A 14,231-nucleotide genomic window follows, 5' to 3' on the forward strand; every position below is an offset into this window, starting at 1 on the left:
TGACAAATAAAAATGTACTAAAAAAGTTACATTAAATTTTAAAAAATTGAAATTAATCGGTATAATAGGTATAAAATAAGATAAAAGGAGGAGAAACCATGGAAAACACAAAAAGCTGGCATCAACATTATCCACCTGAGATTAAGCCCTCTATGCATTATGACGAAAAACCATTACATTCATTATTACAAAAAAGCGCAGAACGTTTCCCGAAAAAGAAAGCGCTTCATTTCATGGGTAAAGAGTTAGCTTACGAAGAGCTCTACACACAAGCAGCTAAAATGGCTAATTATCTTCAAATGCTTGGGATGGAAAAAGGCGACCGAATAGCTATCATGTTACCCAACTGCCCGCATTCAGTGATTTGTTATTATGGTGCTTTAATGGCTGGCGGTATCGTTGTGCAAACCAACCCGTTATATAAAGAAAGGGAACTACAGTATCAATTAAATGACTCGGGAGCTACCTTTATCGTATGTCTGGACGTTTTATTGCCGCGAGTGACTAATGTAAAGGACAATACCGATCTTAAACATACAATAGTTGCATGTCTGAAGGACTATTTACCATTCCCCAAAAACATCATTTACCCATATATTCAAAAAAGACAATATAATATGGTAGTAAAAGCAGAGCAAGGAGAGGATATGCATACATGGGAATATATTATGGAAACGGCCAGAGCAACCTATGAGCCAGTAACGATTGATCCAAAAGAAGATTTGGCTTTATTACAGTATACCGGTGGAACAACAGGATTTCCAAAAGGAGTCATGTTAACACATTATAATCTGGTATCGAACGTAGAAATGTGTGACGCTTGGGTATACAAAACAAAACCTGGTGAAGAAATTGTGTTAGGGGTATTGCCGTTTTTTCATGTATATGGAATGACTGCTGTTATGAATAATTCGATACTTATTGGTGCGAAAATGATCCTGCTACCTAAATTTGACCCTACGGAGGTATTGAAAACCATTCACAAACAAAAACCAACATTGTTTCCTGGGGCACCTACGATTTATGTTGGTTTGTTAAATCATCCTAAATTAACAAATTACGATTTATCATCAATTGAAGCTTGTATCAGTGGATCAGCTCCTCTACCAACAGAAGTACAAGAGCAGTTTGAGGAGGTAACTGGGGGGAAGTTAGTTGAAGGTTATGGTTTAACTGAATCATCCCCGGTAACACATGCCAATTTTGTATGGCATCAACGAAGGAATGGTAGTATTGGTGTACCATGGCCGGATACGGATTCAAAGATCTTTAATATGGAAACAATGGAGGAAGCCGCAATTGGAGAAGTTGGGGAAATTGCAGTAAAAGGGCCTCAAATAATGAAGGGATATTGGAATAACCTTGAAGAAACGGATCAAGTATTGAAAGATGGATGGCTGTTTACAGGTGATTTAGGTTATCAAACAGAGGATGGCTATTTTTATATTGTTGATCGAAAGAAAGACATGATTATCGCTGGTGGGTATAATATTTACCCGAGAGAGGTAGAGGAAGTTCTATATGAACATGAGGCAGTACAGGAAGCGGTCGTTGCTGGTATTCCCGACCCATACCGTGGAGAAACAGTAAAAGCATACGTTGTGTTAAAACAAGGATTTAATCTAACAGAGGAAGATCTTAATACCCATTGTAGAAAGCATTTAGCCGCTTATAAAGTTCCAAAGAAATATGATTTTCGCGATGAACTTCCGAAAACAGCAGTAGGTAAAATACTACGCAGACAATTAGTCGAAGATGATACGAAAATAGAAGAAGCAACGACTATTTGAGCGAAAAGCTCTTTTTTTCCAATAACAAGTACAAGCTATCTATTGACATTAAGGGAAAAAGAAGCTATCATTATGAATGAATAATCATTCATTTTATGCTTGTAATTGTTAGGAGAGTACGATGAAAAAGAATAAACCGAAGTATAATCAAATTATTGAAGCGGCAGTAGAAGTTATTGCAGAAAATGGCTATCACGCTTCACAAGTATCTAAAATAGCAAAGAAAGCTGGCGTAGCTGACGGAACCATATACTTATATTTTAAAAACAAGGAAGACATATTAATTTCTGTGTTCGAAGAAAAAATGGGGCAATTTATTAACCATATAACCGAAGCTATTCAAAATAAGAACAATGCAAATGAGAAGCTGTACGAATTAATTCAGCTGCATTTCAGTCAATTAAGTAAGGATCCTCATTTAGCAGTTGTCACGCAGTTAGAATTAAGGCAGTCAAATCCTGAATTAAGATTAGAAATTAATAATGTACTGAAACCATATTTGACAGTAATTGACTCGATTGTTCAAGAGGGAATGAAAGAAGGTATTTTCCGACATAGTTTGAATATACCACTTGTTCGTCAAATGATTTTTGGTACACTAGATGAAACGGTTACAAATTGGGTTATGAAAGAAAGGAAATATCAACTGATAGAGCAAGCTAAAGAGGTTCATACCCTTTTAACCGAAGGTCTAACCCTATCATAACAACACATTCTTTGGAAAAAGGAGGAGAAACTTTGGGGACACTAGCTTTAAATATTGAGAGCCAAGTAGCGTATTTAACGATTCAAAGTCCACCTGCAAATGCTTTATCTAGTACTCTATTAAATGATTTAGCTCATCAATTAGATGAAGTAGAAGCTGCTGAAAGCGTCAAGGCAGTTGTTATTAAAGGGGTTGGGAAATTTTTTTCTGCCGGAGCAGATATCAAAGAATTTACTTCCTTGCAACAAGCATCTGATTATGAATCACTAGCAAAACGGGGGCAGGAATTATTTAATCGAATTGAACATTTCTCAATTCCTGTTATCGCATCTATTCATGGTGCTGCTTTGGGTGGTGGCCTGGAGTTAGCAATGGCTTGTCATATAAGAATTGTTACAGAGAATACGAAGTTAGGATTACCTGAAATCACATTAGGAATTATACCGGGATTTGCTGGTACACAGCGATTACCACATTACGTAGGTACAGCAAAAGCTTATGAGATGATTTTAACAGGGGAACCAATAACTGGTACAGAAGCATATTCGTTCGGGTTAGCAAATAAAGTGGTTCATGAGGAAATGTTGGAACAAGAAACTCAGCGCTTGGCAGAAAAAATTGCAGCAAAAGGAAAATTATCAATTAAACAAGTGATGCACCTATTACCGTATGCAAAAACCAAAAATTTTGATCTTGGTATTGAAGAGGAAGCTAGGGCCTTTGGTGAAGTATTCGGCACGGAAGATGCCAAAGAGGGTGTGCAGGCATTTATCGAAAAACGTAAACCAAACTTCCAGGATAGATAAACTAAAGGAGGAATTGATATGAATATTTATGTATTATTAAAAAAGACATTTGATACCGAAGAAAAGATAAATGTATCCAATGGCAAGATTGAAGAAGACGGGGCTGAATTCATCATTAATCCATATGATGAATATGCGGTGGAAGAAGCAATTAATCAGCGTGATGAACATGGTGGCGAAGTAACGGTTGTAACAATTGGTGACGAGGAGTCTGAGAAACAATTGCGTACTGCGCTGGCAATGGGAGCAGATAAAGCAGTACTCATTAATACGGAAGATGACCTTGAGGATGGCGATCAATTTACAACGGCTAAAATTTTGGAAGCGTTTTTTGAGGAAAAAGATGTGGATTTACTCCTTGCAGGAAATGTTGCCATTGATGAAGCAAGCGGTCAGGTTGGACCACGGTTAGCTGAATCATTAGGGATTCCATACATTACTACAATAACAAGTTTAAAGATTGATGGAGATAAGGTAAACATTGAGAAAGATGTGGAAGGTGATGTGGAAATTATTGAAGCTTCATTACCGGTTTTAGTTACTTGTCAACAAGGACTAAATGAACCGCGTTATCCATCACTTCCAGGGATAATGAAAGCAAAGAAAAAACCATTGGAAGAACTAGAAATTGATGATTTGGATTTGGATGAAGATGAAGTTGCTCCGAAATCAAAGACAATAGATATATTCTTGCCACCTGAAAAAGAAGCTGGAAGAGTTCTTGAAGGGGAAATGAATGATCAAGTAACAGAACTAGTTTCATTACTTAAACATGAATCAAAGGTACTTTAATCATAACGACAGAGAGGAGTAATTTACGTGAGTGATAAATTGTTAGTAATTGGTGAAGTAAAAGAAGGTTCATTACGAAATGTCTCTTATGAGGCAATTGCAGCGGCAAAGAAAATAAATGAAGAAGGTGAAATAGTAGGCGTTATTTGTGGAAATGGTGAACTTCAGGCGCTGGGAGAGGAAATGATTTATTACGGTGCTGATCGAGTCATTACCATTTCTCATGAACAATTAAAAGCTTATACTTCTGAAGGTTATGGACAGGCGATCTTAGCAATCGTAAACGAAGAGTCACCAACAAGTATTGTTATGGGGCATACGGCAATTGGTAAAGACTTAACTCCTAAGATTGCAAGTAAGTTGAATACTGGTTTGATTTCCGATGCTGTCGATATTGAAGTGGATGGGGATCATGTGCAATTTATTCGACCAATTTATTCTGGGAAGGCATTTGAAAAGAAGATCATTACTGATGGCCTGACCTTTTTCACCATTCGTCCTAATAATATTCCTGCACTTGAACGAGATGAAGCACGCTCGGGTGAAATCACACCAAAGGATCTCGAGATTACCGATATCCGTACGGTAATTAAAGATGTCGTAAGAAAAGCGTCAGAAGGGGTAGATTTATCAGAAGCCAATATTATTATAGCCGGGGGACGCGGCGTTAAAAGTGAAGACGGTTTCAAACCACTTTATGAATTGGCGGAAGTTTTAGGAGGAGCAGTTGGTGCTTCACGTGGAGCCTGCGATGCAGAATACTGTGATTATTCCTTGCAAATTGGGCAAACCGGTAAGGTAGTAACACCTGATTTATATATTGCTGTTGGGATATCAGGGGCTATTCAACATCTAGCTGGAATGTCTAACTCGAAAGTAATTGTAGCCATAAATAAAGACCCAGAAGCCAATATTTTTAATGTAGCGGATTATGGCATTGTTGGGGATTTGTTTGAAGTGATTCCGTTGTTGATAGAAGAGATAAAAAAGCTTAAAGTAACGGTATGATAATGGAAGGCTCTGTAGATAGCTATTTACAGAGCTTTTTAATTATACTGTATAAGCATATTTCCAGTTGATTTTGAATGAATAAGCAAAATATTAGTAAGGTAATACTAACGATGGTATACTCAACGTAAGAATTTAGCTTTATTTGAGGAGGAAGATACGAATGGCGATTATAAATGTATCAGATCAAAATTTTTCTAAAGAAACAGCAGAGGGTTTAGTATTAGCTGACTTTTGGGCACCTTGGTGCGGACCTTGTAAGATGATTGCACCTGTTCTTGAAGAAATTGATGGAGAAATGGAAGATAAAGTACAGATTGTAAAATTAGACGTAGACGAAAACCAAGAAACTGCAGGCAAATATGGCGTAATGAGTATTCCGACATTATTACTGTTTAAAGATGGTAATGTGGTAGACCAAGTAATTGGTTTCCAACCGAAAGAGGCATTAGTCGATTTAATTAACAAACATGCCTAAATAATGATATACTAATCAGTAGAATGTAAACAGAAAAATCCCTTGTTACTTGTTGTGACAAGGGATTTTTAAAGGGATTGGATGGACATATGAATCAGTTAATTAAAGAGAAACTAGCTGTACTTCCTGCTAAACCAGGATGTTATATTATGAAAGATAAATATGATACCGTCATCTATGTTGGCAAATCTAAATTACTAAAAAGTCGCGTACGCTCTTATTTTACTGGGGCCAATGACCGTAAAACACAACGCTTAGTGCAAGAAATTGAAACCTTTGAGTATATTGTAACTTCTTCGGAAATAGAAGCATTGATTTTAGAAATGAATTTGATAAAAAAATATGATCCTAAATACAATGTCATGCTTAAAGATGATAAATCCTATCCATACTTAAAAATTACCTCAGAAAGACATCCTAGACTTTTAATTACAAGAAAGGTAAAAAAGGATAAGGGGAAGTATTTTGGACCGTATCCCAATGTTATCGCAGCTCGAGAAACAAAGAAATTACTTGATCGGCTTTACCCGCTTCGAAAATGTAACAATCCACCTGGAAGGCCATGTCTCTATTATCATATGCATCAGTGTTACGCTTGCAGTGAAACCCCTCCATCGAAAGAAGAATATGCGGACATTGTCCAGAACGTAGTTTCGTTTTTACATGGTGGATATAAGTCAATAAAAAAAGATTTAACGACAAAAATGCAAGAAGCTAGTGAGCAACTTAATTTTGAACGGGCAAAGGAACTACGTGATTTAATCCAGCATATCGAGTCGGTAATGGAGCAACAGAAAATGACGCTTAATGATCAGACCGATCGTGATATTTTTGCATATAGTTTTGACAAAGGATGGATGTGCATCCAAGTATTTTTTATTCGGCAAGGAAAGTTAATCGAGCGAGATGTAGCTATTTTTCCATTTTTTGATGAGGCAGAAGAAACCTTTATTAGTTATATCGGGAGATTCTATCTGCATCAGAATCATCTTAAACCAAAACAAATCCTTGTTCCAATAGGAACAGATGTTGAATTATTGAAGCATCTATTAGAAATCGATGTTCATACTCCTTACCGAGGGAGAAAAAAGGAACTCGTGGAGCTTGCTGCCGAAAATGCTAAAATATCACTAAAAGAAAAGTTCTCCATTATCGAGCGAGATGAAGAACGAACGATTGTTGCAATGGAACAATTGGGAGAAAAAATAAATATCGAAACTCCGCATCGCATCGAGGCTTTTGATAATTCTAATATCCAAGGAACGGATCCTGTTTCTGCAATGGTTGTATTCATTGACGGAAAGCCAAATAAGAAAGAGTACCGTAAATATAAGATTCGCGATGTAGAAGGTCCAGATGATTATGATACAATGCGTGAGGTTATTCGACGCAGATATAAACGAGTGTTAAAAGATAAATTGCCACTTCCTGATTTAATCATTGTTGACGGAGGGAAGGGGCAAATGAGCGCAGCATTGGATGTATTAGAAAATGAATTAGGATTAGATATTCCCTTATGTGGGTTAGCTAAGGATGATAAACATAAAACAAGCGAACTCCTATATGGCTTTCCGCCTGAAGTAATGGACTTAGATAGAAAGTCTCAGGAGTTTTATCTGGTACAACGAATACAAGATGAAGTCCATCGTTTTGCGATATCATTTCATAGACAGCTACGTGGGAAAAGTGCATTTCAATCAGAGTTAGATAAAATACCAGGTATAGGTGAAAAAAGAAGAAAATTATTATTGACCCATTTTAAGTCCATTAATGATATTAAGCATGCTGCAATTGAAGATTTGAGTAAATTAGGTATACCAAAAAACACGGCCCATGCCATAATTAAGCATTTAAATGGTTCTAAACCAGAAGAGCAGTAGGTGATAGATTCAGTTATCAACTACTGCTCTTTCTTTAATTTGTGAATACAGCAGTAATTTCAACCTGATGTATTCGTGAATGAATTGTCTCCACGCATTCACAATCATAATGTTGAATAATTTGTAGTGCCTCTGCTAAAAAACCACATTCTAGACGAAATTCAGCCTCGAACGAAGCGTTTAACCGTTTAGCGATGGAATCGGACATCAATTGAAAAGTCATTTCTTTTCGTTTATCTTTGACTAACTCTAATTTTCCCCAACCTAAATTATCGAAAATAAATACAATGTCTTCAATCGTCTGAAGCTCGAATTTTCTAGCAAGCATTCTCCCCATAAAATATAAGAGAGTAGGAGATTCCTTTCCTAATAATTCAGGTAAGCCTATGTATCGTAGAATATCATAACCGGCTCCTGCCGTATGTAATTCTTCAATTTCTGAAACGGATATCAAGGCATCACGTTTGTTTGTCATGAAGGTCATCCTCTCTTCTCAACCATAAAGTAAATCGTTAACCAATGGGGCATCTCCCCGCTTCCCTTCTTTGTTTTCAGAAATGTTTTCCTGATAAGGGGTGTTACAGCCCGTCAACCTTAATAAGGGATGAGCTAACGATGTACATACAGATACTAGTTATATTATCTATATAATCTAGCATTTACGCAAGTATACAAAGAGAAATCATTGATCTTTTCTGCAAGAAGTAGCGAAATAATATTTCTAAATTTTAAGGTACCGTTTTCTTGACGCTTTATAGAGTTAGAAGTACAATAAACATGTCACAAATTGTACAATATCAACTCGCAGAACTTTCCTTTTTTTATGAGATTGTATTGGGTTGATCTTTCGAATAATGTACAACAAATTGATACTAAACAATTGATTAAACTAAAGGGGGGTAACACATTGGCAGAGCATCGTGAGTTCTTAACTCGAAGATTACACTCATTCTTAGGCGTGGTTCCAATTGGTATTTTCTTGATTCAACACTTGGTGGTGAATCATTTTGCTGTTTATGGTGAAGAAAACTTCAATCAAGCTGCAGATTTCATGCATAACTTACCATTTCGATTACTGTTGGAATTTGTAGTAATTTACCTGCCTATTTTGTTTCATGCTATTCTAGGGGTTTATATTGTATTTGTAGCAAGGAACAATACAAAGAATTATGGTTTTTTCCGTAATTGGATGTTTGTCTTACAGCGTGTAACGGGAGTTATTACTTTTGTCTATCTAATCTGGCATGTTTGGGAAACTAGAATTGCAATCGGCTCACACGGAGCAGATTATAGCTTAATGGAAGGTATCCTTAGTAATCCAATTATGTTCTGGTTCTATATTATCGGACTAGTATCTACCGTTTTTCATTTTGCGAATGGGCTATGGAGCTTCTGCGTTACTTGGGGTATTACCCAATCGCCAAAGTCCCAAAAGATCGTTACATATGCAACCGTAATTGTCTTCTTAGCGTTAAGCTATGTTGGCATAAGAACATTAATTACATTTGCGTACGGGGTTTAAATTAATCGAAGAGGGAGTGAGTATTAGACATGAGTAATCGTAAAATTGCCGTAGTTGGCGGAGGGTTAGCTGGCTTAATGGCAACTATAAAAGCCGCAGAAGCAGGAGTCAATGTAGATCTGTTTTCTATTGTTCCTGTAAAGCGCTCTCACTCTGTATGTGCTCAAGGTGGTATTAATGGTGCAGTAAATACAAAAGGAGAAGGAGATTCTCCTTGGCTTCACTTTGATGATACAGTATATGGTGGAGACTTTTTAGCAAACCAACCGCAGGTTAAAGCAATGTGTGATGCAGCACCTGGTATTATACATATGTTTGACCGTATGGGGGTTATGTTTAATCGTACACCTGAAGGACTATTAGATTTTCGTCGTTTTGGTGGAACACAAATGCATCGTACAGCATATGCAGGAGCAACGACAGGTCAGCAATTACTTTATGCTGTTGACGAGCAAGTTCGTCGATATGAAGTAGAAGGTCTTGTTACAAAATATGAGAATTGGGAATTTGTTAGTGCCGTTATCGATGATGAAGGAGTCGGAAGAGGAATTGTGGCTCAAAATATTAAGTCACATGAGATGAAAGCTTTTCCTTCTGATGCAACTATTTTCGCAACAGGTGGTCCTGGTATTATTTTTGGTAAGTCAACGAACTCCATGATTAATACAGGTTCTGCGGCCAGCAAGTTATACCAGCAAGGCGCAAAATATGCGAATGGAGAATTTATTCAAATCCATCCAACTGCCATCCCTGGCGATGATAAATTACGTTTAATGAGTGAATCAGCACGTGGTGAAGGTGGCCGAATTTGGACCTATAAAGATGGTGAACCATGGTACTTCTTAGAAGAGAAATATCCTGCTTATGGTAACCTAGTCCCACGTGATATTGCTACACGTGAGATCTTTGATGTTTGTGTTAATCAGAAGTTAGGGATAAACGGAGAAAATATGGTCTATCTTGATTTATCTCATAAAGATCCAAAGGAGCTTGATGTTAAGCTTGGTGGTATTATTGAAATCTATGAGAAATTTGTTGGAGAAGACCCGAGAAAAGTTCCAATGAAAATCTTCCCAGCAGTACATTATTCAATGGGTGGACTATGGGTAGATATCGACCAAATGACAAGTATCCCTGGAATCTTTGCAGCTGGCGAATGTGATTATTCACAGCATGGCGGCAATCGTTTAGGAGCAAACTCTTTACTTTCTGCAATTTATGGTGGATCTGTTGCAGGACCAAGTGCAATTAAATATATTGAAGGTTTGGACAAACATATTGATGATCTGCCTTCAAGCTTATATGAAGAGAAAGAACAAGAAGAACAAGATAGTTTTGAGAAAATGATGAAAATGGATGGAACCGAAAATGCGTATCAGCTTCATAAAGAACTAGGTGAATGGATGACGGATAATGTTACAGTAGTTCGTGAAAATAACAAACTACTAAAAACGGATGAAAAACTTAAAGAACTCCAGGAACGCTGGGATAATATTAATATTAATGATACCTCTCGCTGGAGTAATCAGGGAGTAATGTTCACACGTCAATTAAAAAATATGCTTCATCTTGCGCGTGTAATTACCCTCGGTGCTTATAACCGTAATGAAAGCCGTGGGGCTCATTATAAACCGGAATTTCCTGATCGAAATGATGAAGAATGGTTAAAAACGACAATTGCGCAATTTGATCAAACATCTAATTCACCGGAATTCTCCTATGAGGATGTTGATGTATCACTAATTAAACCACGAAAACGTGATTATACGAAAAAAAGTGAAGGGAGTAAGTAAGAATGGCTGATAAGCAGACAGTTACTTTTATAATAACTAGACAAGACGGCCCTGATTCTGCTCCTTATAAGGAAACGTTTAACATTCCGTACAAAAAAAATATGAACGTTATATCTGGATTAATGGAAATTCGCCAAAATCCAGTCAATGCCAATGGAGAGAAAACGACACCGGTACAATGGGATATGAACTGTTTAGAAGAAGTATGCGGGGCTTGCTCCATGGTGATTAACGGAACAGCTCGCCAATCTTGTGCCGCACTTATCGATCAATTGGAACAACCAATACGACTAGAGCCAATGTCGACGTTTCCAGTAGTACGAGATCTAATCGTGGATAGAGATCGTATGTTCGATGCGCTTAAACAGGTGAAAGCTTGGATCCCGCTAGACGGTACGCATGACTTAGGTCCTGGGCCACGTATGCCAGAGAAAAAGCGTCAATGGGCTTATGAGTTATCAAAATGTATGACTTGTGGTGTTTGCTTGGAAGCTTGTCCAAACGTAAACGATAAATCCAACTTCATTGGACCTGCTGCTTTATCGCAAGCACGTTTGTTTAATGCACATCCAACAGGCGAGCTAAATGCCAGTGAGCGCTTAAATGGTTTGATGGAAGATGGCGGAATCGACGGATGTGGAAATGCACAAAATTGTGTAGAAGTTTGTCCAAAAGGAATTCCACTTACTACATCTATTGCTGCCATGAACCGTGCAACAAATATTCAAGCATTCAAAAACTTCTTTGGAAGTGACCACGCACATTAAAAAGATAGTTAAAAGAGGCCCTACCCAGATGGTTGGGCCTTTTTAAAAGGGAAGAAAGATACAATCCAAATAGATTACATACAGGAGAATAGCGCTCTACTTGGTATTTGATAATCACAACCATTTATTTCCCAAATGGATCAGTAGTGTTTTTAAGAGCATATTTTTAAACAAGGAAGGGATGTCGATTGCGCATTTCATACATAGATAATCTAGAAACATGGCGAGCCTCTTTTTTATTTTTCATACCGATAAAAGTCCGCTTTTCAGAGACAGACTTATTCGGTCATGTGAATAATACATCGCCATTTATATATTTTGAACAGGCTCGAATTGAATTCCTGAAATCCAAAGGTTTGTTTGTGGAAGAGGGAGAAGTTGGAGCGATTCCAGTTGTATCCGATTTACAATGTGACTACATTCAACAAATGTACTTTGACCAATCTTTTCGTGTATATGTTAAGGCAAATCATGTAGGAAAATCCTCCATTGATCTGCATTATATGGTATTAAATGATAAAGAGGAGATTTCATTAACAGGAAGAGGTAGACTCGTCTATATTGATCCGAAGACAGGGAAAACTGTTCCTTTACCTGATGAGATGAAAACGTCCTTAATCTGAAGTAAAACACAAACCTAAATCGGCTTTCCTAAATGGAAAGCCGATTTGATTAGAGCTTCAATTCCCCCATGCGAAGGAGCTCTACTACAGCCTGTGAACGCCCCTTAACTCCTAGCTTTTGCATAGCATTTGAAATGTGGTTGCGGACAGTTTTCTCTGAAATAAATAATTCCTGGGCAATTTCTTTTGTTGTTTTATCTTGTACCAACAGCTCGAAAACTTCTTTTTCTCGTTTAGTTAATAATTGCTTCGGTTTATACTCGTTGTCCTTCAAATGTTAACCCCTCCTTGCTGTCAATAGAGCTGCAGAATGAAGGGAAATTATTTAGTCAATATAGCTTATGTGAAATCATTGATTCGGTGCGTACATTTGCCAGGGTACAAACGAATTCTTTGAAAAGAATTTTTACCTTCCATATTTACCCGATAAACGAAGAATAATGCAGGTAATTTTGGTTGTATTAGCAAAAAATACATCTTCGAATAAAATGAATGAACTGCTAATGTTTCATTGTAAATGAATATTGCTTTACGGGAGTCTGTTTCATTATGTAAAATAACTATATACATGTAATTATTGTAGGAGGTCACTTTGTGAGATCGTACGAAACATCAGACGCCATTAATCGAATTGAAAAACGAATGCGATATATATCTGGAATTATTAAACAAAAAGGGAGACAGATTTTAAATAATTACCCGATAACTTCTCCACAGTTTGTTGCACTGCAATGGCTATTAGAAGAAGGAGATATGACGATTGGTGAATTGTCAAACCGTATTAGCCTTGCGTTTAGCACGACAACAGATTTAGTTGATCGTATGGAGAAAAATAAGTTAGTTGAAAGAGTGCGAGATTCGAAGGATAGACGTGTCGTTCGAATTCATGTACTGGAAAAAGGGGAGACAATTATTCAAGAGGTTATTGAGAAACGACAAGCATATCTAGGAGAAGTATTGGAAGACTTTTCAGAGGAACAAATTGAAGGTTTACATGAATTGCTTTCCTATCTACATGAACAAATGAAAGAAGTAGACAAAAAATAATAAGAAGTTTTTAAGAGAGAAGCTATTTCAATTTCCCGTAGTGCAATGTAAAATGGATACATTCAGCAATAATTTCACTTTATATGAAGTTAGAGTGGAATGGGGTTGAATGTAATGAGAACAAAACTTCAAAGAAGAGGCGATACTGGTGAAGCAAGCAATTGGGGTCATTGATTCTGGTGTTGGGGGATTAACGGTAGCACATGAACTAATGCGACAGTTACCAAAAGAAAAATTAATTTACTTAGGTGATACGTCTAGATGCCCTTATGGACCAAGATCAAAAGAAGAAGTCCAGCAATTTACTTGGGAAATGGTTAATTTCTTACTTGAAAAAGATATTAAAATGCTAGTTGTGGCCTGTAATACTGCTACCGCATTTGCATTGCAATCGTTAAAAGAAAACTTGAATATACCTGTAATTGGAGTAATTCAGCCAGGATCAAGAGCTGCTATTAAATTTACGAAGACCAATCATGTAGGTATTATTGGTACAGAAGGTACGGTTAGGAGCAATGCATATACCAATGCGCTTAAGAATATAAAAGATGAATTGGAAGTATCAGCTCTGGCATGTCCGATGTTTGTACCAATGGTAGAACAAGGTATTCTTGAAGGACAACAAGCCAGGGAGGTAGTAGAAGATACGTTATCTCCACTACTGCAATATAGTAAAATGGATACCTTAATATTAGGATGCACACATTATCCTTTATTAAAAAATACGATTCAATCCGTTGTTGGTGAAGAAATAACAATTATATCTTCAAGTGAAGAAACAGCCAGAGAAACAAGTACGATTTTAGATGTGCATCACCTGTTGAATAAAGACGATTATTACCCGGTTCATCAGTTTTATACAACAGGCGATTTAGAAATCTTTATTGAAATTTCAAGAAGTATATTTAAAGAACCCCATTTACAGATGGTTACAATTGAACAAGCAAATTTACATCAATTACAGGATTCTTGATCAAAGAATCCTGTATTTTTTTTCATTGCTTGGTCTATTTTCACTC

The 14,231-nt window shown here is 37.0% G+C and carries 15 protein-coding genes; 13 read left to right on the top strand and 2 right to left on the bottom strand.

Annotated features, from left to right (window positions below; genetic code table 11):
* Positions 1–98: 98 nt before the first annotated feature.
* The 7 genes from BN990_RS08060 (at position 99) to uvrC (ending at position 7,460) form a co-directional block, all read left to right on the top strand.
* Positions 99–1,790, top strand: a complete 1,692-nt coding sequence (locus BN990_RS08060; RefSeq protein ID WP_038243328.1) for a long-chain-fatty-acid--CoA ligase — start codon at positions 99–101, stop codon at positions 1,788–1,790.
* Between the two features lie 121 nt (positions 1,791–1,911).
* Positions 1,912–2,496 (top strand): TetR/AcrR family transcriptional regulator, encoded by a 585-nt coding sequence (locus tag BN990_RS08065; RefSeq protein WP_038243331.1) that lies wholly within the window; start codon positions 1,912–1,914, stop codon positions 2,494–2,496.
* A 32-nt stretch (positions 2,497–2,528) separates the two neighbouring features.
* Positions 2,529–3,302 (top strand): enoyl-CoA hydratase, encoded by a 774-nt coding sequence (locus tag BN990_RS08070; protein ID WP_038243334.1) that lies wholly within the window; start codon positions 2,529–2,531, stop codon positions 3,300–3,302.
* A gap of 18 nt (positions 3,303–3,320) precedes the next feature.
* Positions 3,321–4,094, top strand: coding sequence for an electron transfer flavoprotein subunit beta/FixA family protein (locus BN990_RS08075; protein ID WP_021290934.1), 774 nt, complete (start codon positions 3,321–3,323; stop codon positions 4,092–4,094).
* Positions 4,095–4,121: 27 nt separating this feature from the next.
* Positions 4,122–5,102 (top strand): electron transfer flavoprotein subunit alpha/FixB family protein, encoded by a 981-nt coding sequence (locus tag BN990_RS08080; RefSeq protein ID WP_021290935.1) that lies wholly within the window; start codon positions 4,122–4,124, stop codon positions 5,100–5,102.
* Between the two features lie 163 nt (positions 5,103–5,265).
* On the top strand, positions 5,266–5,580 hold the full coding sequence (trxA, locus tag BN990_RS08085) for a thioredoxin (RefSeq protein WP_021290936.1): 315 nt from the start codon (positions 5,266–5,268) through the stop codon (positions 5,578–5,580).
* Between the two features lie 89 nt (positions 5,581–5,669).
* A complete protein-coding gene (gene uvrC / locus BN990_RS08090; protein ID WP_038243336.1) occupies positions 5,670–7,460 on the top strand; it encodes an excinuclease ABC subunit UvrC in 1,791 nt (596 codons plus the stop codon).
* 34 nt (positions 7,461–7,494) lie between these two features.
* Here the strand turns inward: uvrC and BN990_RS08095 are convergent, their stop codons facing one another.
* A complete protein-coding gene (locus BN990_RS08095) occupies positions 7,495–7,935 on the bottom strand; it encodes a YslB family protein (protein WP_021290938.1) in 441 nt (146 codons plus the stop codon).
* A gap of 432 nt (positions 7,936–8,367) precedes the next feature.
* On the opposite strand from BN990_RS08095, the gene BN990_RS08100 reads away from it, so the two are divergent.
* The 4 genes from BN990_RS08100 (at position 8,368) to BN990_RS08115 (ending at position 12,165) form a co-directional block, all read left to right on the top strand.
* Entirely contained in the window at positions 8,368–8,982 is a 615-nt protein-coding gene (locus tag BN990_RS08100) for a succinate dehydrogenase cytochrome b558 subunit (RefSeq protein ID WP_021290939.1), read from the top strand.
* A gap of 29 nt (positions 8,983–9,011) precedes the next feature.
* On the top strand, positions 9,012–10,775 hold the full coding sequence (gene sdhA / locus BN990_RS08105; RefSeq protein ID WP_021290940.1) for a succinate dehydrogenase flavoprotein subunit: 1,764 nt from the start codon (positions 9,012–9,014) through the stop codon (positions 10,773–10,775).
* Positions 10,776–10,777: 2 nt separating this feature from the next.
* On the top strand, positions 10,778–11,542 hold the full coding sequence (gene sdhB / locus BN990_RS08110) for a succinate dehydrogenase iron-sulfur subunit (RefSeq protein WP_021290941.1): 765 nt from the start codon (positions 10,778–10,780) through the stop codon (positions 11,540–11,542).
* Between the two features lie 188 nt (positions 11,543–11,730).
* Positions 11,731–12,165 carry an acyl-CoA thioesterase gene (locus BN990_RS08115; protein WP_021290942.1) on the top strand — a complete coding sequence of 145 codons (435 nt, stop codon included), beginning with the start codon at positions 11,731–11,733 and terminating at the stop codon, positions 12,163–12,165.
* Between the two features lie 49 nt (positions 12,166–12,214).
* On the opposite strand, the gene BN990_RS08120 is transcribed toward BN990_RS08115, so the two are convergent.
* Entirely contained in the window at positions 12,215–12,439 is a 225-nt protein-coding gene (locus BN990_RS08120; RefSeq protein ID WP_010651078.1) for a helix-turn-helix domain-containing protein, read from the bottom strand.
* Between the two features lie 320 nt (positions 12,440–12,759).
* On the opposite strand from BN990_RS08120, the gene BN990_RS08125 reads away from it, so the two are divergent.
* Both BN990_RS08125 and racE read left to right on the top strand, forming a co-directional pair.
* Complete coding sequence (locus BN990_RS08125; protein WP_038243360.1) at positions 12,760–13,212, top strand: MarR family winged helix-turn-helix transcriptional regulator; 453 nt, start codon at positions 12,760–12,762, stop codon at positions 13,210–13,212.
* Positions 13,213–13,360: 148 nt separating this feature from the next.
* A complete protein-coding gene (gene racE / locus BN990_RS08130; RefSeq protein ID WP_021290944.1) occupies positions 13,361–14,185 on the top strand; it encodes a glutamate racemase in 825 nt (274 codons plus the stop codon).
* The last annotated feature ends 46 nt before the right edge of the window (positions 14,186–14,231 follow it).

The organism is Virgibacillus salexigens (assembly GCF_000723585.1).
Lineage (GTDB): Bacteria > Bacillota > Bacilli > Bacillales > Amphibacillaceae > Virgibacillus > Virgibacillus salexigens.

What these genes read in the sequence shown, in the direction of transcription:
- BN990_RS08060 (WP_038243328.1), top strand. Translation starts at nt 99, where the DNA reads ATGGAAAACACAAAAAGCTGGCATCAACATTATCCACCTGAGATTAAG.
- BN990_RS08065 (WP_038243331.1), top strand. Translation starts at nt 1,912, where the DNA reads ATGAAAAAGAATAAACCGAAGTATAATCAAATTATTGAAGCGGCAGTA.
- BN990_RS08075 (WP_021290934.1), top strand. Translation starts at nt 3,321, where the DNA reads ATGAATATTTATGTATTATTAAAAAAGACATTTGATACCGAAGAAAAG.
- trxA (WP_021290936.1), top strand. Translation starts at nt 5,266, where the DNA reads ATGGCGATTATAAATGTATCAGATCAAAATTTTTCTAAAGAAACAGCA.
- uvrC (WP_038243336.1), top strand. Translation starts at nt 5,670, where the DNA reads ATGAATCAGTTAATTAAAGAGAAACTAGCTGTACTTCCTGCTAAACCA.
- BN990_RS08095 (WP_021290938.1), bottom strand. Translation starts at nt 7,935, where the DNA reads ATGACAAACAAACGTGATGCCTTGATATCCGTTTCAGAAATTGAAGAA.
- sdhA (WP_021290940.1), top strand. Translation starts at nt 9,012, where the DNA reads ATGAGTAATCGTAAAATTGCCGTAGTTGGCGGAGGGTTAGCTGGCTTA.
- sdhB (WP_021290941.1), top strand. Translation starts at nt 10,778, where the DNA reads ATGGCTGATAAGCAGACAGTTACTTTTATAATAACTAGACAAGACGGC.